The sequence below is a fragment of the Saccharopolyspora erythraea genome (assembly GCF_018141105.1).
GTDB lineage: Bacteria > Actinomycetota > Actinomycetes > Mycobacteriales > Pseudonocardiaceae > Saccharopolyspora_D > Saccharopolyspora_D erythraea_A.
In genome coordinates, this window is sequence record NZ_CP054839.1 from 5,268,373 (window position 1) to 5,287,073 (window position 18,701).

The window sequence follows — 18,701 nt, forward strand, 5'->3', positions numbered from 1 at the left end:
CTTCACGGAATCAATCATCTAGCGGCCCCCGTACGCCCGGCTCCGCCGCCGGGTGTCCCTACGTCCGGCCCGGATGCCGCTCCCCGGTTCAGCAACGCCTGGCTCATCGGTGGCGGCCGGAGCAGCACAGGAGGGGCGATCCTGGTCAACGGCCCGCAGTTCGGGTTCTTCCAGCCCGCCTACACCTACTCCGTCGGCCTGCACGGCGCGGGGTTCGACGTCGTGGGCAACACGCCGTTCGGCTATCCGGTGGTCCTCTTCGGACACAACGGGCACATCGCGTGGGGGTCGACCGCCGGCATGGGGGCGAGCGTCGACGTCTACGCCGAGCGACTCGACCCGCACGACGCGCACGAGTACCTCTTCGACGGCGCCTACCGGCCGATGCGCCGGCGCACCGAGACGATCCACGTGCGCGACTCGAACCCGGTCGAGGTGACCGTGTTCTCCACCGTGCACGGGCCTGTCACGGCGAGCGATCCGGAACAAGGGGTGGCCTACACCGCCAAACGGGCGTGGGCGGGACGAGAGCTGGAGTCGCTGTTCGGCTGGCTGGACTCCACGCGGGCCCGCTCGTGGCCGCAATGGCTGGAACAGGCGCAGCGCAACGCCACGACGATCAACTGGTACTACGCCGACCGCGAAGGCAACATCGGCTACGCCCACACCGGCCGGTACCCGAGGCGCAGGCCCGGCGTCGACCCCCGGCTGCCGATGCCGGGGACCGGTGAGACGGAGTGGCTCGGCCTCCAGCCCTTCTCCTGGAACCCCAAGGTGTTCAACCCGGAACAGGGCTACCTTGCCAACTGGAACAACAAGCCCGCGCCGGGCTATGAGGGGCACTCGCCGTGGTCCGGTGCCGACCGCGTCGACGAGATCCACGACCTCCTGCGCGACCGGGACGGGATCACTCCGCAGCAGGCGTGGGATGTCGTCCGCGGCACCTCGTTCGTCGACGTCAACGCCCGCTACTTCCTCGACGACCTGCGCGCCGCGGTGACCGGGCTGCCCGGGGACTCCGACGAGGTGCGAGCCGTCCGGTTGCTCGACGACTGGGACCGCACGAACACCGACGAGGACGGCGACGGCCGCTACGACCACCCGGGCGGCACCATCATGCGCGCGTGGCTGGAGCGGATGGTGCGGCGCACGCTGGCCGGGCTGCCGCCCGGAGTGCGCGAACGGTACGCCACCACCGGCTACCGGGACTCCAGCGAGGGAGTGGGCTCGCTCAACATCTCCGCGGGAACCCGGATCGTCCACAACGCCCTGCTCGGTGCGTCATCGGGTGTGCCGCAGACGCACGACTTCTTCGACGGCCGGGGCGGGGCCGCGGTGGTGCGGGAGGCGCTCGCCGCGGCCGTCGCCGACCTGCGCGAGCGCTTCGGACCGAACATGCGGGCATGGCTGGCTCCCGTCGTGGCGGCGGCCTTCGACGACGAGAACTTCGCGGGCATCCCGCAGGCGAGCCCGCGGGAGGCGATCAGCCGTGGCGCGTTCATGAACCGTGGCAGCGAGAACAACATCATCTCGCTGGCACCCGGCGGAGTCACCGCGGCCGAAGTGCTCGCACCGGGGCAGAGCGGGTTCGTCGCCTCGGACGGGTCGACCGGTGCGCATTACCGGGACCAGCTCGACCTCTTCCTGTCCTTCCGGAACAAGCCGGTGCTGTTCACCCCGGACGAGGTGCGCGCCCACCAGGAGTCCGTCCGCCACCTTCCCTAGCCGGTCGCGGGGCGTGCTCGCCGGGTGTGAGGCGCTCGGCGTGCCGCTGAAGTAGTGTGCTCCGCAACACAAGGCAGCTAGCCGGGACCGGCAAGCTCTCCGCCGGTGTCGGCACTGCAGTGACCTGCGAGGACGATCATGACAACGCCGTCGGACCAGTCTTCACCGGACCTGGGCGTGTTGCTCGCGCGAGGTGTGCGGGCGCTGCGGGAGGCGACCGAGCTGCCGGTCGCCTTCGGCGGCGCGGTCTCGGCGGACCGGCGCCGCCTCGTCATCGACCAGCTGAGCGGCACCGCCACCCGGTCGCTGCTGAACCTCACCGTCAGCTCCGGCGCCGGGCTCGGCGGCAAGGCGCTCGCGCTGGCCCGCCCCTCCGCGGTCGCCGACTACCTCAACGCCGAGGAGATCACCCACCGCTACGACGCCGCCGTGGCACCCGAGGGACTGCGCGCGATGCTCGCCCTGCCGATCCGGGTCGGCGAGGGCACGCACGCCATCCTCTACGCGGCCGGGCGGCAGCGGACGCACCTCGGCGACGACGTGCTGCGCGCGGCGGAGCGGGTCGTGCGGCGGGTCGAGCGCGACATCGCGGTGGAGCAGGAAGTGCTGCGGCGCCTCGCGTGCACGGCCGCCCCCGCGACAGGACCGCGCACCGCGCTGTCCGCCGGCGAGGCCGACGAGCTCTGCACCGAGATCATGGCCATCGCCACGACCATCGAGGACGAGGGCACCCGCGGCCGGCTCCTCGAGGTGTGCCGCCGCGTGAGGGCGCGCAGCGGGAGGCGCCTGGACGGTGCCCGGCCCGCGCTGTCGCCGCGGGAGACCGACGTGCTCGCGCTGGTCGCGACGGGCTGCACCAACGACGCGGTGGCGCGGCGCCTCGGCCTGCTGCCCAACACCGTGAAGTCCTATCTGAAGAGCGCCATGAAGAAGCTGGACGCGACCAACCGCGTCCAGGCCGTCAACCGGGCCCGCCAGGCCGGGCTGATCGGCTGAGCCCGCGCTTCCCCGCGGCGCTACCCCCTTTGTGGGGTAGCGGGGCAGGTGCCCCGAAGCCATGATCAGGCCTCCGGTGGCGGTACCCGACCGGGGCAGAAAGGGGCTGGACATGTTCTTCGACCTGACGATCCGCGACTTCCTCGACCGGGCCGAGCTGGTCTACCCCGACCGGGTGGCGGTGGTCGACGAGCCCGACCAGCCCGCCCAGTCGTGGGGGTCGCTCACCTACCGGGACATGGCCCGGCTGGCCCGCGCGCAGGCGGCGGGTCTGGACGCGCTGGGCGTGCCGGCCGGCGGCCGAGTGGCGATCGTGTCCCACAACGCGGCCCGGCTGCTGGTGTCGTTCTTCGGCGTGTCCGGGTGGGGGCGCATCCTGGTGCCGGTCAACTTCCGGCTGGCCCCGGCCGAGGTGCGCTACATCGTCGAGCACTCCGGTGCCGACGTCCTGCTCGTCGACCCCGACCTGCGGCACCTGCTCGACACCGCGACCGCCAAGCACACCTTCGTGCTCGGCGAGGACGACGACACCGTCTTCGGCAGCACCGCCGAACCGGCCCACTGGGACGGCGACGAGGCGGCCACCGCGACGCTCAACTACACCTCCGGCACCACCGCCCGCCCCAAGGGCGTGCAGCTGACGCACCGCAACCTGTGGATCAACGCCACGGTCTTCGGCCTGCACACCACGCTGAACGACAATGACGTACTGCTGCACACGCTCCCGATGTTCCACTGCAACGGCTGGGGAATGCCCTACGCGCTCACCGGGCTCGGCGGCAGGCACGTCGTGCTGCGCAAGGTCGACGGCGCGGAGATCCTGCGCCGCGTCCGCGACCACGGCGTGACCATCCTGTGCGCCGCGCCCGCCGTGGTCACCGCCGCGCTCGACGCAGCCAAGGACTGGGAGGGCGAGATCCCCGGCCGCGACCGGGTGCGCATCGTCGTGGCCGGTGCCCCGCCGCCCACCAGGACCATCCAGCGCGTGCGCGAGGAGCTGGGGTGGGAGTTCATCCAGATCTACGGGCTCACCGAGACCGCTCCGCTGCTGACGGTCAACCGGATGCGCTCGGAGTGGGCGGAACTGGACGGCACCGAGCAGGCGCGCCTGCTCGGCCGTGCCGGGGCCCCGGCGATCGGGGTGCGCCTCGCCGTCGACGAAAGCGGCGAGGTGCTGGCGCGGTCCAACACCAACCTCGACGGGTACTGGGAGAACCCGGAGGAGACCGCGCGCGTCCAGGAGGGCGGCTGGTTCCACACCGGCGACGGCGGGACGGTGCGCGACGGCTATCTCACCATCGCCGACCGCAAGAAGGACGTCATCATCACCGGCGGCGAGAACGTGTCGTCCATCGAGGTCGAGGACGCGCTCACCTCCCACCCCGCCGTGCACGAGGTCGCGGTCATCGGCATCCCCGACGAGAAGTGGGGCGAGCTCGTCACGGCGCTCGTCGTCACCGACGACGACACCACCACGGCCGAGGACCTCATCGGCCACTGCCGCGAGCACCTCGCGGGGTACAAGTGCCCCAAGCGCGTCGACTTCATCGACGAGCTGCCCCGCACCGCGACCGGCAAGATCCAGAAGTTCAAGCTCCGCGAGCCGTTCTGGCGGGGCCACGAGCGCCAGGTCCACTGACCCCGGCGGGATCAGTGATCCGTTTGCGCTCACCGTGAAAGCGCGTGTGCGGCAACCGGGAACCGCTCTACCGTGCGGTTGTGGAAATCTTCGAAGTGGTTCCCGGTCTGCACCGCATCCGGTTTTCCGGCACGCCCGCCTACCTGCTCAACGCCTACCTCTGGCTGGACGAGCGGGAGGTGACGCTGATCGACGCCGGCGACCTCGGGCACGCGCCGCAGATCCTGTCGGCGCTGGAGCGGGTCGGGCGGTCCCCTGCGGAGCTGCGCCGGATCGTGCTCACCCACTACCACGTCGACCACACCGGTGCGGCGGCCGAGCTCGTCGAGGCGACCGGCGCGACCGTGGTGGCGGGTGCCGCCGACGCGCCCTACGTCCGAGGTGAGCTGCCCGGCCCGCCACCGGTGCTCACCGACGCCGAGCGGCCGCTGTTCGAGCAGGCCACGCCGGAGGGCAAGTCGCCGCAGGGCCCGCCGTGCCGGGTCGACCACGAGGTGTCCGAAGGCGACGTGCTGCCCTTCGCCGGTGGCTGCACGGTGCTGGAGCTGCCCGGCCACACGCCGGGGAGCATCGGGCTGCACCTGCCGCGTCAGCGGGTGCTGCTGACCGGGGACACCGTTGCGGGCTCGCCCGGAGGCCCGCCGATCCTCGGCGGGTTCAACGTCGACCGCGATCAGACGTGGCGGTCGCTGCGCCGGCTGGCCGAGCTGGACGTCGACGTCGCCTGTTTCGGCCACGGAGACCCGTTCCACGGCGATGTCGCGGCAGCCCTGCGCAACGCCGAAGATCCGTTGGGGTGAGCGCGGCACCGCCCGGCCGGACCGGCCAGGCGGCCCGGGTCGTCATCCGGCTTCGACCGCCGTGACCTTCATGGACTGAGAAGAACCCACCGCGCGGACCGCGACCGCCGCGCAGCTCGTGGAGCCGCGCGGCGGCGGGGTCGACCACCGGGCCGTGACAACCGGTCAGGCGGTTGCGGTGCGCTCGGAGACCGGGCGACGCCGGGCTCGCAGGTGGTGCACCACGACGGACAGGGTGGCCGCCAGGAAGACGACCTGCATCGCGGTGCGCGGGACGAGCTGGTCGTCCGCACCAGGCAGGATTGCCGCGACGGCGGCGTGGACGTTGGCCGGGAACATCACGACGAGCAGGACGCTCAGCCCTCCCGCCGCCCACGGCGCGGTGCGGTGCCACAGCAGCCCGGCGGCGCCCAGCAGTTCGAGGACGCCGGTGACGGTGACCAGCAGTTCCGGCGCGGGCAGGCCGGGCGGCACCATGCTGATCAGCTGCTCCCGCATGCCGATGAAGTGCGCGCCGCCGGTCAGCACGAACATCGCGGCGAGGCCGCCGCGCACCGCGACCGGCCAGCGCCTCAGCGGGCGCACGCCGACGGCTCCCGCCGCCAGCAGCAACAACGTGACAACGACCAGGGCGACCAGGGGAGCCATGGGATGACCTCTGTTCCGAAGAGGCGAACTTGTCCCTGTCAAGATGCACCGGCGGCCACAAACTTGTCAATGACTAGTTCCGGGTCGGCGCGTAGCATGCCCGGAGACGATCGCCTGGTGCGGTCATCCGGCGCGAAGGGGGCACACCGGCCATGTTCGACGATCTCGACCTCGACTCCCTGCGCCGGCGTTCGGGGGTCAAGTGGTCCGCGGCCGGCCCCGGCGTCCTGCCCGCCTGGATCGCCGACATGGACTTCCCCACCGCCGAGCCCGTGCGCGAGGTGCTGAGCCGGGAGCTGGACACCGAGCTCGGCTACCCCTGGTGGGACGACCGGCCCGACATGAACCCGCTCCGGGTGGCCTTCGCCGAGCGGATGCGGCAGCGCCACGACTTCGCGGTCGACCCCGCGCAGGTTCGGGTGTTCACCGAGCTGATCCAGGCGTTGCAGGTCGTGCTGCACCTCGGGACCGCCCCGGGCGACGCCGTGGCGATGCACACGCCGACGTACCCGCCCTTCCTGCAGTCCCTCACCGACATGGGCCGCGAACTGGTGCCTATTCCCATGGTCGACGACGACGGCGGCTGGGGCTTCGACGCCGACCGGCTGGCGCGGGACGTCGCCGCCCGCGGCTGCCGGGCGCTGGTGCTGGTCAACCCGCAGAACCCGACCGGCAGGGTGTTCACCCGCGCCGAGCTCGCCTCGATCGCCGACATCGCGGTGCGCCACGACCTGCTCGTCATCTCCGACGAGATCCACTCCGACCTCGTGCACGAACCGCACCGGCACGTCCCGATCGCCTCGCTCGGGCCGGAGATCGCCTCCCGGACGGTCACGCTCACCTCGGCGAGCAAGGGGTTCAACCTGGCAGGACTGCGCTGCTCGGTCGCCCTCATCGGCGACGCGCGCATCCGCCGTGCGCTGGCCGAGCAGCCGCCGATGCTGTTCGGCGAGGTGAGCTCGCTGAGCGTGCTCGCCACGCGGACCGCTTGGCTGGAGGGAGAACCCTGGCTGGCGCAGGTGCGTTCGACGCTCGACCGAAACCGGCGGATGATCGCCGACGCGCTGCCCAGCGGCGTCGGCCACCACAGCCCCCAGGCGGGCTACCTGGCCTGGCTCGACTGCCGCGAGCTCGGGCTCGGCGCGGACCCGGCGGCGTTCTTCCTCGCACACGCCGAGGTCATGCTCAGCTCCGGCCCCTCGTTCGGCCCCGGCGGCGACGGCTTCGCCCGTCTCAACTTCGCGACCTCGGGACCGATCCTCGAGGAGATCCTGCGGCGCATGCGCGCCGCCGTCGGACGCTGAGCAGGCACCTGACACGACGGGCGCATGCCGGGCGCTCAACGCATCCCGTCCACATCACACGTTGTGCGATCCATACCTCGCGAACGTGCTGTTCCAAGGCCGGGGTCCACCACCATCCACTTAGGACGACCGAGCCCCGCCCACTCGTTCAGCGCCAGGCACCCGTCGGCACGGCGGCCAGAAGGCGCGGTGCACCGGGCGGAGAAACCGGCGCCGCATCACAATCTCGCGGGTGCGTCGAACACCGAACGCAGTCCGGCCAGCAGGTAGTCGGCGTCGATCGGCTCCGCCACGGCGCGCTCGCCCAGCAGGGCCCGCACGCCGGAGCTGTCGAACCGGCGGTGGTGGCGCAGGTAGCGCTGCACCACCGGGTATGCCTGCAGGACCGCCTCCAGCGGCGAGGTGTCCGGTGGCGCGGCGGGCACGACCCGCAGGCGCACCGGTGCCATCCGTTCCAGCACCGCGAGCACGTCGGGGACCAGCATGTCGCGCTGGTGCACGACGTGGTGCACCAGCACTCCCGCCGACGGCGGGTGGTCGCCGAGCCGGGCCATCACCGCGGCCGCGTGCCGGGCCTGCACGAGGTTGACCGAGGCGGTGCGGTCGGCGGGCACACGCACCACCGGCTGGAGCTGCTCGGGCACCTCGCCCGAGAGCCCGAGCTGGGTGAGGTGCCGGTGCAGCAGCCGGGCGATCGTGGTGAGCGGGTTCAGCGGCATCTCGGCGCGGTGCGGCCGGTCGGTGATCAGCACGCTCGGCCGGTGCACGACGACCGGGCGTCCCCGGTCGACCGCCCAGTGCTGGACCAGGGTTTCCGCCTCGTACTTCGACCGCTCGTAGTTGCACTCGAAACCGGCTTCGTCGTCGAGCACCCGCGCCGGGATCAACCCGTAGCGGCGCGACCCGGCAACCCCGATCGTGCTGGTGTGGTGCACCAGCGGGTGCCGCTCACCGGCCGCGGCCAGGTCCAGCACGTGGCGGGTGCCCGCGACGTTGACCTCGCGCAGCCGCGAGAGGCTACCGTCGAGGGTGGTGTCGCCCGCGCAGTGCCATATCCGGTCGATCCGGTCGGCCAGCAGCTGGAACGCGGCCGGGATCAGCCCGAGCCGCGGACGGGTCAGCTCGACGCGCACCACCTTCAGCCGCTCCGGCAGTTCCCGCAGCACCCGCTCGGGCACGCCGAGCAGGCGCAACCGCCGCTCCATGGTGTCCAGCACGGACGCGCGGTCGCGGCGGGCGAGCACGATCAGCCTGCGGTGCCGGTCCAGCAGTTCGGCCACCAGGTGGACACCGAGGAACCCGGTGGCGCCGGTGATCGCCACACCTCGCTGGTCCACGCTCACCGCGCCGTTCCGCCGCTGTGCACCGGCCCGGCCAGGGGCAGCGCCGGCAGGTCCGCGATCCCGCCGGGGAGCCTGCGGGCCGCCCCGGCGATCGCGATCGCGTCGTCCGGGTGGCCGGTCTCGGTCATGGCTGTCCTCCAGCGCGGGTCGCGTTGCCGCATGGGATCGGTCGGCGGAGATGTCGACGTCCCGGGCACGCGACGCGACGAGGTCGGAAACGTCCGGGAGGCTCCCGCGGTTCTTCCGACTGCGGGCGGATGATCACACAGCGGATGGGGGCGCACAAACAGCGCTGCACCCGATCAAGTGATCATCAACCGATCTTCACCCGGCCGAGCGCCGGCAGTCGTCGCGCGGGACGTGTCCGCCAGTGAGTCCACGGCATCGCTGCGCGGCAGGGAGTTCGGAGCCCGAGCTGCCAATCCAGGTCCGACCATTACCGGACATCCGCGCGGAATGTCTACTGTGGAGGGTACAGAGCCGCCCGGCTCAGCAAGTCGGTCAGCAGGCCCACGCCGTCGGTTGGAGCCTGACGCCTTCCAATCCTGCGCTTCCCGTTTCGCGCCCGCATGATCGATGGGGTCCGCTCAACGATTCACCGGAAACCGCCGCAGGACAACGACATTTTTCATGCGATGCCTCCGCTGAACCTGGGTAACCGGTGTCATGGGCAAGAAGGCGAGCGACTACCGGGACGACTACACCGATCCGCAGCTGCGGGAGCGGCTGAAGGAGCGGATCAAGGCATCGGACAAGGGCGGTGCGCCGGGGCGGTGGTCGGCGCGCAAGAGCCAGCTGTTGACACAGGAGTACGAACGGCAGGGCGGTGGCTACCGGCACCCGCGGCGCCGCAGCCGGAGCCAGCGGGATCTGCGGCGCTGGACCGAGCAGGACTGGAGGACCGCGTCGGGCGGGACGCGCGCTCGCGGCGAGCACGGCACCGACCGCTACCTGCCGCGTGAGGCGTGGGAGGAGCTGACTCCGCAGCAGCGGCGCGCAACCAGGCAGGCCAAGCGGCGCGACGATCGCCGGGGCCTCCAGCACTCGGCCAACCCGCCGGCCGCGCGGGCGGCCCGCAAAGCCGCCGAACTGGACGGCCTTCCCGCGGCCGAGGCCGTCAAGCAGGCGCGCAGGCTCGGCCCGGACCAGGCTCGCCGCGCGCGCGAGCACGAGAGCAGTCACAAGGCGCGCAAGACCGTGCTGCGCCAGCTCGACAGGCAGATCGACCGTGAGTCCGGGAACACATGAACGAGAACGGCGCAGGACCAGGCCGGGTCCGGCGCGCGGCGATCAGGGGCGGCTGCTGGGACGATGCGGCGGGTGAGCGCGTACCAGTCCGACGGTTGGAGCGACTTCGGGGTGGCGACGGCCGGCGCGGGCGCCGCGCTGGCGGGTCTGCTGTTCGTGTCGCTGTCGATCAACCTCCAGCGCATCCTCGCCGGGAACCGGCTCACCGCGCGGGCGGCGCACACCCTGGTCCTGCTCGGCGTTCCCCTGGTCACCGCTCTGCTGCTGCTGATCCCCGGGCAGGATGCGGCCGCCCTGGGATCGGAGCTGCTGGCGACCGGCGCCGTCACCGGCGGGTGGCTGTTCTGGCTCAACCGCCCCTGGTTGCGCGCTCCGGAGCAGTCCCTCGTGGCGTGGTTCCTCGGTGCGGCGGCACCGTCAGCGCTGCTGTCGCTCTCGCTCGCGCTGGCCGGCTTCGGCACGCTGACCGGCACGCTCGGCGGCCTCTACTGGCTACCGGTCGGCGTCATCGCCGGACTGGTGGCCGCGATGCTCAACGCCTGGGTGCTGCTGGTGGAGATCCTGCGCTGAGCACGGCATCCGTCACGAGGTCGGCAGCACGGCGACCGACCAGGCCAGCACCGGCGCCACCAGCACGACCAGCCCGCCATAGGCCAGCATCCGCCGCTGGAACCGCTGCTTGTCGACCACCCTCGCCTGCGCCAGGACGATGATGCCGTTGGTCGAGAACGGGCTGACGTCCACGACGGTCGAGCAGAAGCCGAGGGCGACGACGAACCCGGCGGCGCCGATGCCGCCGAGCTCGAGCAGCGGCAACGCCAGCGGCAGCGCGATGCCCAGCGTGCCGATGGACGAGCCGAACGCCGAGAGCACCGCCACCGCCAGGCACAGCAGCAGCGCGGCGAGCACGGGCGAGCCGAGCGCCGCCGCGCCCTCGCCGAGCAGCGCCAGTGTGCCGTTCTCCTTCAGCACCGCCATGTAGGTGAGCATCCCGCACACCAGTAGCACCGCCGACCAGGCGACGTCCTTCATCGAGTCCTGGTGCCGGTTCGGCGAGACCAGCAGCAGGGCGCTTCCCACCACGAACGCGGTGACCCCCACATCGGCTCCCAGCAATCCCGACACCAGCAGCACCGCCATCCCGGCCAGCGTCAGCACCCGGCGCGGGGTCACCGGCACCGCGCGCAGCACGCCGGTACCGGCCACCGGCGGCGCCAGCGTGGCCGCGCCTCCCCCGCCCGCCGGCTCGACTTCACCGACCGCGCCGACGCGGTCGTCCTCCGGTTTCAGCAGGTCGCGCCCGAGCACGAGGAACAGCACCACCGCGAACGCGACGTTGAGCGCGAACGGCACGGCGAACAGCAGCAGCGGGGACACGTCGAGCCCCGCGCGGGCGACCATGCCCGTGGTGAACGCCCCGTAGACGGTGATGGGCGAGAACGCGGCGGACAACGCGCCGTGGCTGAGCATCATGCCCATCAGCAGCGGGTTGATGCGGTAGCGCTCCGCGACGGGCATCGCGACCGGGGCGAGCATCCCGACGGCCAGCACCGAGCCGAGCGACATCAGCACCGCCGCCAGCGCGAACATCAGCCACACCACCGCCCACCGGCGCCCCCGCACCAGGCGCAGCGAGGCCGACACCACCAGGTCGATCGTGCCGTTGACCCGGGCCACCCCGAACAACAGTGTGATGCCGACGACCAGCACGAAGACGTCTCCGGGGAAGAACCCCAGCACCGCCTCGATCCCGACCCCCGACAGGGCACCGACCAGGAACGCCGCCAGGAAGGCGACTATCCCCATGTTCACCGGCGTCGTGGTGGCCACGACGAAGACGGCGACGAGCACGAGCAGCGACAACGCATGGACCATGGCCGACCTGTTCCGGTCACGCGAACCCGGGACAGGCGCCGGGCGACGTCACCATTGACGTAGGAACTGTTCGCGGTGGGGTCGAAAGAGCGGTTCGCGGGACTAGGAGGATGTGGGGCAGCTTCGCCCGCGCGCCAGCGCCTCGCGCACGAGCGCGACCGCCTCGGCGAGCGCGTGTTCGTCGACGCCGGTGGGGATGCCGCGCGCGTGCAGGTGCGCGACCAGTTGTTCGGTGGCGATGTTGCCGTGCGCGCCCGGCGCGAACGGGCAGCCCCCGTAACCGCCTGCGGCGCTGTCGAAGCGCGCGACGCCCAGCTCCAGAGCGGCGTCCACTGTGTCCAGTGCCTGGCCGTGGGCGTTGTGCAGGTGCAGGGAGAGCTCGACGTCGGGAAGCGCGTCGCGGACGACGTCCAGCGAACGCACCACCTGCCGCGGGGTCGCGGTGCCGAGGGTGTCGGCCAACCCGATCCGGGTGATGCCCATGCCCGCGAACCGCTGCGCGATGGCGAGCAGCCGCCGGGGTTCTATGTCGCCGTCGAAGGGGCACACGAACGCGGTGGCGATCCCCGCCGCGAACCGCGTCCCCGGGTGCGCGGCGACGACCTCCGCGGCCTCCTGCAGCGCCTGCTCGACGCCGCGACCCGCGTTCGCGCGGCTGTGCCCCTGCCCCGCCGACGCGACCAGGGTGACCTCCCCCGCTCCGGCGGCCACGGCCCTGCGCACCCCCCGCGCGTTGAGCGCCAGCGCGCTGTAGCGGACGCCGTCCCGGTGCGGCAGCGCGGCGAACACCTCCTCCGCGCCCGCCATCTGCGGCACCCGCGCGGGGTTGACGAACGAGACCGCCTCGATCTCGCGCAACCCGGCGGCCACCAGCGCCGCCGCGATCGCGATCCGGTCGCCGACCTCGACCACGACCGGCTCGTCCTGCAGCCCGTCGCGCATCACGACCTCGGTGACGGTGACCACCACGTCACACCACCTCCCGCGCCCGGTAGGCGGCGAGCCGCTCGGCGTCGATGCCGAGCAGACCACCCAGCACCTCGTCGGTGTGCTCGCCCAGGTCCGGCCCGACCCAGCGCACCTGGCCCGGCGCGCCGGGCAGCCGCGGCACCACGCCCGGGAACCTGACCTCCTCCGGCTCGTCATCCACGACGACAGGCATCGGGCGCAGCATGCCGCGCTCCCGGTAGTGCTCGTCCTCGGCGATCGCGCGGGCGTCGCAGACCGGTCCCGCCGGTACTCCGGCATCGGCCAGCACCGACACCGCCTCGGCCGCGGTGCGCTCGCTCGTCCACTTGGTGATGGCGGCGTCGAGCTCCCGCTCGCGTGCGTAGCGGGCGTCGCCGTCGGCCAGGGACGCGTCGGCGGCGAGGTCCGCCCGGCCGACCGCGGTCATCAGCCGTGCGAAGGCGCCGCTGGAGTTGCCCGCGATCACGACGGACGCGCCGTCGGAAGTCGGGTAGACACCACTGGGCACGACGCCGGGGAGGTTGCCCGCGGTGCGCTCGCGCACCATCCCGTAGGCGTCGTACTCGGGCACCAGCGACTCCACCGCCATGAACACCGACTCGTAGAGGGCGACGTCGGCGACCCGCGGCCCCGGATGCGGACGGCCTTTTTCCTTGGCCAGCAACAACACCAGGGCACCGACCGCGCCGTGCAGCCCGGCCAGCACGTCGCCGACCGGAGCCGCGGGCCGGACCGGCGGTCGGTCGGCGTGCCCGGTGATCTGGCGCAGGCCGCCGAAAGCCTCGGCCACCCCGCCGAACCCGGCGCGCTCGCGGTACGGACCGGTTTGGCCGTAGCCGGAGATGCGGACCAGCACGACCTCGGGGTTCGCCGCGGTGAGCTCGCCGGGGCCCATGCCCCATCGCTCCAGCGTCCCAGGACGGAAGTTCTCCACGACGACGTCGCAGTGGCGCACCAGGTCGAGCGCGATGGCCCTGCCCTCCGGCGTGCGCAGGTCCAGGGTCACCGACTTCTTGTTGCGCGCCATGGTCCGGAACATCATCGAGGTCCCCCCGCGCGGGCGCCGCCAGCCGCGCAGCTCGTCGCCCGATCCCGGCTTCTCGATCTTGACCACCTCGGCGCCGAAGTCGGCGAACAAGCGGGTGGCGAACGGTGCCGCGATGAAGTTGCCCAGTTCCAGCACGCGGATGTCCGAGAGCAGTCCCGGCTCGCCCGGTCCGGCCGCGGGCCCCGCGTCCGCTCCGGCGCCCGCCTCGGTTCCGCACTCGGTTTCGATGTCGACCACGAACAGCCCCTTCGCGTCTTTATCAAATAACGAGAATGCTTGCTCGTTTTACGAGAAGGAAGGTACGGCGCGACGATCCCGAGGGCAAGAGGCGGTTTCTCGGCGCGGGCGCGGCCGGCGCGCGGTGGCGGCGCGACCACCGGGGGTCGCGCCGCCAGAGGCGGAGGTGAGCAAGGGCGGCGGCCGCGGGACGGTTCGGAGCCGGCTGCGCGATCGCCGGGACGCGCGGCGCGGCGGGCGCGCGGCCTTCGGGCCGCCCTGACTCAGCCGCGGGCACGCAACTCCGGGCGCTTCGACTCAGCCGCGGGCACGCGACCCGGACACTTGGGCTCAGCCGCCGACACCTCCGCCGACTCAGCCTCACCAGCAGGCGCACGACTCGGCCCGCTCAGGCTCACCGACGAGCGCGGCTCCTCCGCCCACTCGGGCTCACCGTCGAGTACGCGAGCCCAGCCGCGCAGGTCAGCGGCTGCGGAGCGCTTCCTCCAGCCGTTCGGCCGCCGCGACCACGAGCGCGCCCCACTGCGCGCCGGGACCTTCCGCGCGGACGCGCGAGACGGGTGCGGCGACGCACACCGCCGCGACGATCTCCGTCGCGTAGTGCACCGGGGCCGACACCGAGCAAAGCCCCGGCGTGCGCACGGAAACGCTCTCGAACCACCGCCGCGACGACTCGCCCGGCTCCTCGGTCAGCGCCTGCGCCGCGGACCCCTTGGCCGACAGCGGCAGCGCGGTGCCGACGGGCAACGACGCCCGCAGCTCCGAGGTCGACTCGACGCAGGCCAGGCAAAGCCGCGAGTCACCTCGCGGCACCCACACCTGCGCCGTCTCACCGGTCTCCCGCCGCAACTCCTCCAGCACCGGCGACGCCGCCGCGGCCAGTGCGGTGGAGGCGAACCTGGAGCCGACGTGGTGGCGGCCCTCGGCGTCGCGGAACAGCAGGCCGTGCACGACCATCGCGGCGGCCAGCCGGTGCACGGTGGGCACCGCCAGCCCGAGGTGGCGGGCCAGTTCGCTGGCACCCATCGGCCGCGCCTCGACCGCGTCGAGGATGGCGACCACGCGGTCGAGCACGCCGACCCCGGTCGCTCGGCGCACGACCCCTTCTCCACCGCCCGCGTCGCCCACAACGACACACTAACCACCCCGCCGCTCCGCGCCGCGCCGCGGATCACCGCCGCGCGCCCGCTCCGCCACCTGGCCGAAGGCGCGGAGCCGTCCGGCGGGCGTCAGAATCGGGCGGTGCGCCCCGAACCGGGCCCTGGTGGACAACATCTTTTAGAGTAGGCTTACCTAACACTTGGGCCTTGTGCACTGAGACCTCGGTGCCCCCGCCAGCGGGGCCAGGCGATGAGCGGAGTCAGGAGGTGGTGGGGTGCGCACCGGGGTGTCATCCGGCCGCGAAGTGCTGAAGAATGCCATGTCCGGGCAGAAGCGGTTCCTCGTCGGGTCCTCGCTGCTGGCGAGCGGTCACCAGGCTGGTGAGGCGCTGGTGCCGGTGCTCATCGGCGTGGTGATCGACCAGGCCGTCGCAGGCGGCTCGGTCGGAGACCTCGCCATCTGGCTGGGCGCGCTCGCCGCCACGTTCGCGGCGCTGTCGAGCTGCTACCGGTTCGCCGTCCGCGCGTCCGAGCGGGCCGCCGAGCAGTCCGCGCACGACATCCGAACCGAGCTGAGCCGCCGGGTCCTCGACCCCCGCGGCGGCGCCGAGGCGGGCCACCTGCCCGGTGCGCTGGTGAGCATCGCCACCGAGGACGCGCGCCGCGTCGGCGCGATCGCCTCGGCGGTGCCGTTCGGTGTCTCGGCGCTGGCGGGCGTGGCCGTGACGGCCGTGGTGCTGCTGCGGATGTCGGTCCCGCTCGGCCTGCTGATCCTGCTCGGCGCACCGCCCCTGCTGTGGCTGATCCACCTGGTCGGCAAGCCGCTGGAGCGCCGCAGCGGGCTGGAGCAGCAGCGGGCCGCCGACGCCTCCGGCATCGCCGCCGACCTGGTGGGCGGGCTGCGGATCCTCAAGGGCATCGGCGCGGAGTCCGCGGCGATCGCCCGCTACCACCGCACCAGTCGCGACTCGCTGGACGCGAGCGTGCGCTCGGCCAGCGCCCGCGCCTGGCACAACGGCGCGATCCTGGCCATGAACGGCGTGTTCATCGCCGTCGTCGCGCTGGTCGGCGGCAGGCTGGCCGCCGGCGGCGCTCTCAGCGTCGGCGAGCTGGTGTCCGCGGTGGGGCTCGCGCAGTTCCTGCTCGGGCCCCTGTCGATCTTCACCATGGTCAACGCCCGCCTGGCGCAGGGCCGCGCCTCGGCGGCGCGGGTCGCCGCGGTGCTCGCCGCCCCGCACGCCGTCGCGGCGGGTACCGAGCGGCTGCCGGAGCCGGTACGCGGCCGCGTCCGGTTCTGCGGTGTCAGCCACGCCGCCCTCACCGGAGCCGACTTCGACATCGCCGCCGGCGAGCTGGTCGGGGTGGTCACCACGTCCCCGGCGACCGCGACCGCGCTGCTGGAATGCCTTTCCCGGGACGTGGACCCGGCTTCCGGCTCGGTCGAGCTCGACGGTGTCGCGCTGTCCTGCCTTGACCCCGCCGAGGCCCGTGGCGCGCTGCTGGTCGCCGCGCACGACGCCGACCTGTTCGAGGGCAGCGTGCTGGACAACGTGCGCTGCGAGTCCGAGCGCGACAGCGCACCGGCGATCCGCGCCGCAGGCGTCGACGAGGTGGCGCGGGCGCTGCCGGACGGCCTCGACACCGCGCTGACCGAGCGCGGCCACTCGCTGTCGGGCGGCCAGCGCCAGCGGGTCGCGCTCGCCCGGGCGCTGGCCGCCGATCCGCCCGTGCTGGTGGTGCACGACCCGACGACCGCGGTGGACGCGGTGACCGAGGCGCGCATCGCCGCCGGGATCCGCGAGGTCCGCCGCTCCCGCACGACCGTCCTGGTCACCACGAGCCCGGCGCTGCTGGCGGTCACCGACCGCGTGCTGGTGCTCGACGGGACGTCGGTGCGCCAAGGCCACCACAGCGAACTGGTCGACGACGAGAACTACCGCACGGCGGTACTGGCATGACGGAGGCACCTTTGCAGGGCAACCTGCTCCCCACCGCCACCCCCGCCCGCACCCGCGGCGTGGTCGGCGCCCTGCTACGCGCGCACTGGCCGCTGGCGGTGGCCGCGTTCGCGGTCCTGCTCGCGGCCACCGCGATCAGCCTGCTGACCGCGCCGCTGCTCGGCCACGTGGTCGACGTCATCGCCTCCGGGCAGCCCGCTGACGCGCTGACCTGGCCGGTGGTGCTGCTCGGGCTGGTCGCCGTCGCCCGGGGCGGGGCCACCGGCTGCGGGCTGTCGCTGATGGGCCGCCTCGGCGAGACATTGCTCGCGACGCTGCGCGAGGTCTTCGTGCAGCGGGTGCTGCACCTGCCGCTGGAGCGCATCGAACGGGCCGGGGCCGGCGACCTCACCGCGCGCGTCACCAACGACGTGTCGATGATCGCCAAGTCGGTCCGGGAACCGTTGCCGGAGCTCGCCCAGGCGGTGCTGACCATCGCACTCACGCTCGGCGGGCTCGCGCTGCTGGACTGGCGGTTCCTCGTCGCGGCGCTGCTGGCCGCACCGATCCAGGTCTACACGCTGCGCTGGTACGGCCGCCGCGCGCTGCCGATCTACGCCGAACAGCGCGTCACCGTCGGAGTCCAGCAGCAGCAGCTCCTCGACACCATCGGAGGCGCGCGCACGGTCCGCGCGTTCGGGCTCTCCGACGCGCACGTCGGGAAGGTGCGGCAGCGTTCGGGGGCCGCCGTGGCGCTGTCGCTGCGCGGGGTCCGGCTGCTGAGCAGGTTCTTCTCCCGGCTCAACCTCGCCGAGTTCGTCGGCCTCGCCGCCGTGCTGGTGACCGGGTTCCTGCTGGTCGGCGACGGGCAGGTCAGCATCGGCACCGCGACCGCCGCCGCACTGTACTTCCACAGCCTGTTCACGCCGGTCAACATCGCGCTCGCGCTGGCCGACGACGCCCAGTCGGCGGGCGCCAGCCTCGCCCGGCTCGTGGGCGTGGCCGACCTGCCCGCCTCGCCCGAGCCGCAGTCGCCGCCCGCGCTGCTGGACACCTCGGTGAAAGCCAGCGGTGTCGCCCACTCCTACGTGCCGGGCCACGAGATCCTCAGCGACCTGCACCTGCGCATCGACGCCGGGGAGAAGGTCGCGCTGGTCGGCGCCAGCGGAGCGGGCAAGACCACGGTGGCCAAGCTCCTGGCCGGTGTCCAGCGGCCCTCGACGGGGTCGATCAGCCTCGGCGGCGTCCCGCTGGACGAGCTCGGGCCGACCGCGACCCGCGCGGCGGTGGCGCTGATCAGCCAGGAGGTGCACGTCTTCGCGGGCAGGCTGGCCGACGACCTGCGACTGGCCCGTCCCGGCGCCACCGACGACGACCTGCGCGCGGCGCTGGAGCGCGTCCGCGCCCTGGAGTGGGCCGAGGCGCTGCCCGACGGCCTCGAGACCGTGGTCGGCGACGGCGGGCACCGGCTCACCGCCACCCAGGCCCAGCAGCTCGCGCTGGCCAGGCTCGTGCTGGCCGACCCGCCGGTGGCGATCCTGGACGAGGCCACCGCCGAAGCGGGCAGCAGCGGCGCGCGGGAGCTGGAGACCGCCGCCGAGCGGGCGCTGGAGGGCCGCACCGCGCTGGTGGTGGCGCACCGCCTGACGCAGGCGGCGGCCGCGGACCGGATCGTCGTGCTCGACGCGGGGCAGGTCGTCGAGACCGGCACCCACGACGAGCTGGTGTCGGCGGGCGGCCGCTACGCGGCGCTGTGGAAGGCGTGGTCCGACACCCGCCAGCCGGTCTGAGCCCAGGCTGCCGGAGGCTCCGGCAACGCAGTCCAGTGTCCG

The 18,701-nt window shown here is 73.1% G+C and carries 16 protein-coding genes; 9 read left to right on the forward strand and 7 right to left on the reverse strand.

From position 1 onward, the window contains the following. Positions 1-9: 9 nt before the first annotated feature. From HUO13_RS23670 to HUO13_RS23685, 4 genes are all read left to right on the forward strand, one after another. Positions 10-1,725, forward strand: a complete 1,716-nt coding sequence (locus tag HUO13_RS23670) for a penicillin acylase family protein (protein WP_211903090.1) — start codon at positions 10-12, stop codon at positions 1,723-1,725. A 138-nt stretch (positions 1,726-1,863) separates the two neighbouring features. Further along, complete coding sequence (locus HUO13_RS23675) at positions 1,864-2,721, forward strand: LuxR C-terminal-related transcriptional regulator (RefSeq protein ID WP_211897277.1); 858 nt, start codon at positions 1,864-1,866, stop codon at positions 2,719-2,721. A 112-nt stretch (positions 2,722-2,833) separates the two neighbouring features. Beyond that, positions 2,834-4,360 carry an AMP-binding protein gene (locus HUO13_RS23680; protein WP_211903091.1) on the forward strand — a complete coding sequence of 509 codons (1,527 nt, stop codon included), beginning with the start codon at positions 2,834-2,836 and terminating at the stop codon, positions 4,358-4,360. Positions 4,361-4,440: 80 nt separating this feature from the next. Beyond that, positions 4,441-5,160, forward strand: a complete 720-nt coding sequence (locus tag HUO13_RS23685; protein ID WP_349253333.1) for an MBL fold metallo-hydrolase — start codon at positions 4,441-4,443, stop codon at positions 5,158-5,160. A 165-nt stretch (positions 5,161-5,325) separates the two neighbouring features. On the opposite strand, the gene HUO13_RS23690 is transcribed toward HUO13_RS23685, so the two are convergent. Beyond that, positions 5,326-5,808: a DoxX family protein gene (locus HUO13_RS23690; protein WP_211897279.1), complete on the reverse strand. Its 483-nt coding sequence runs from the start codon at positions 5,806-5,808 to the stop codon at positions 5,326-5,328. A 152-nt stretch (positions 5,809-5,960) separates the two neighbouring features. On the opposite strand from HUO13_RS23690, the gene HUO13_RS23695 reads away from it, so the two are divergent. Next, positions 5,961-7,112 carry a MalY/PatB family protein gene (locus HUO13_RS23695; RefSeq protein ID WP_211897280.1) on the forward strand — a complete coding sequence of 384 codons (1,152 nt, stop codon included), beginning with the start codon at positions 5,961-5,963 and terminating at the stop codon, positions 7,110-7,112. A 218-nt stretch (positions 7,113-7,330) separates the two neighbouring features. Here the strand turns inward: HUO13_RS23695 and HUO13_RS23700 are convergent, their stop codons facing one another. Both HUO13_RS23700 and HUO13_RS38150 read right to left on the reverse strand, forming a co-directional pair. Continuing rightward, positions 7,331-8,455 (reverse strand): SDR family oxidoreductase, encoded by a 1,125-nt coding sequence (locus tag HUO13_RS23700; protein ID WP_249123986.1) that lies wholly within the window; start codon positions 8,453-8,455, stop codon positions 7,331-7,333. After that, positions 8,452-8,583, reverse strand: a complete 132-nt coding sequence (locus HUO13_RS38150; RefSeq protein ID WP_282974325.1) for a hypothetical protein — start codon at positions 8,581-8,583, stop codon at positions 8,452-8,454. Before HUO13_RS38150 ends, HUO13_RS23700 begins: the two co-directional genes overlap by 4 nt. A 538-nt stretch (positions 8,584-9,121) precedes the next feature. Here HUO13_RS38150 and HUO13_RS23705 point away from each other — a divergent pair. Together HUO13_RS23705 and HUO13_RS23710 are read left to right on the forward strand one after the other, a co-directional pair. After that, entirely contained in the window at positions 9,122-9,703 is a 582-nt protein-coding gene (locus tag HUO13_RS23705) for a hypothetical protein (protein ID WP_211897281.1), read from the forward strand. A gap of 63 nt (positions 9,704-9,766) precedes the next feature. Then, positions 9,767-10,273 (forward strand): hypothetical protein, encoded by a 507-nt coding sequence (locus HUO13_RS23710; RefSeq protein ID WP_211897282.1) that lies wholly within the window; start codon positions 9,767-9,769, stop codon positions 10,271-10,273. Positions 10,274-10,285: 12 nt separating this feature from the next. Here the strand turns inward: HUO13_RS23710 and HUO13_RS23715 are convergent, their stop codons facing one another. The 4 genes from HUO13_RS23715 to HUO13_RS23730 all read right to left on the reverse strand — a co-directional run bounded on the left by HUO13_RS23715 (position 10,286) and on the right by HUO13_RS23730 (position 14,930). Continuing rightward, a complete protein-coding gene (locus tag HUO13_RS23715) occupies positions 10,286-11,578 on the reverse strand; it encodes an SLC13 family permease (protein WP_211897283.1) in 1,293 nt (430 codons plus the stop codon). Positions 11,579-11,680: 102 nt separating this feature from the next. Further along, entirely contained in the window at positions 11,681-12,547 is an 867-nt protein-coding gene (locus HUO13_RS23720; protein WP_211897284.1) for a hydroxymethylglutaryl-CoA lyase, read from the reverse strand. A 1-nt stretch (position 12,548) separates the two neighbouring features. Then, positions 12,549-13,748 (reverse strand): CaiB/BaiF CoA transferase family protein, encoded by a 1,200-nt coding sequence (locus HUO13_RS23725; RefSeq protein ID WP_211903093.1) that lies wholly within the window; start codon positions 13,746-13,748, stop codon positions 12,549-12,551. A 546-nt stretch (positions 13,749-14,294) separates the two neighbouring features. After that, positions 14,295-14,930 carry an IclR family transcriptional regulator domain-containing protein gene (locus tag HUO13_RS23730; protein ID WP_249123987.1) on the reverse strand — a complete coding sequence of 212 codons (636 nt, stop codon included), beginning with the start codon at positions 14,928-14,930 and terminating at the stop codon, positions 14,295-14,297. Between the two features lie 322 nt (positions 14,931-15,252). Here HUO13_RS23730 and HUO13_RS23735 point away from each other — a divergent pair, with 322 nt between their 5' ends. Together HUO13_RS23735 and HUO13_RS23740 are read left to right on the forward strand one after the other, a co-directional pair. Next, complete coding sequence (locus tag HUO13_RS23735; protein WP_211897286.1) at positions 15,253-16,890, forward strand: ABC transporter ATP-binding protein; 1,638 nt, start codon at positions 15,253-15,255, stop codon at positions 16,888-16,890. Continuing rightward, positions 16,887-18,659 (forward strand): ABC transporter ATP-binding protein, encoded by a 1,773-nt coding sequence (locus HUO13_RS23740; RefSeq protein ID WP_432757766.1) that lies wholly within the window; start codon positions 16,887-16,889, stop codon positions 18,657-18,659. The genes HUO13_RS23735 and HUO13_RS23740 overlap by 4 nt, the downstream gene beginning before the upstream one ends. The last annotated feature ends 42 nt before the right edge of the window (positions 18,660-18,701 follow it).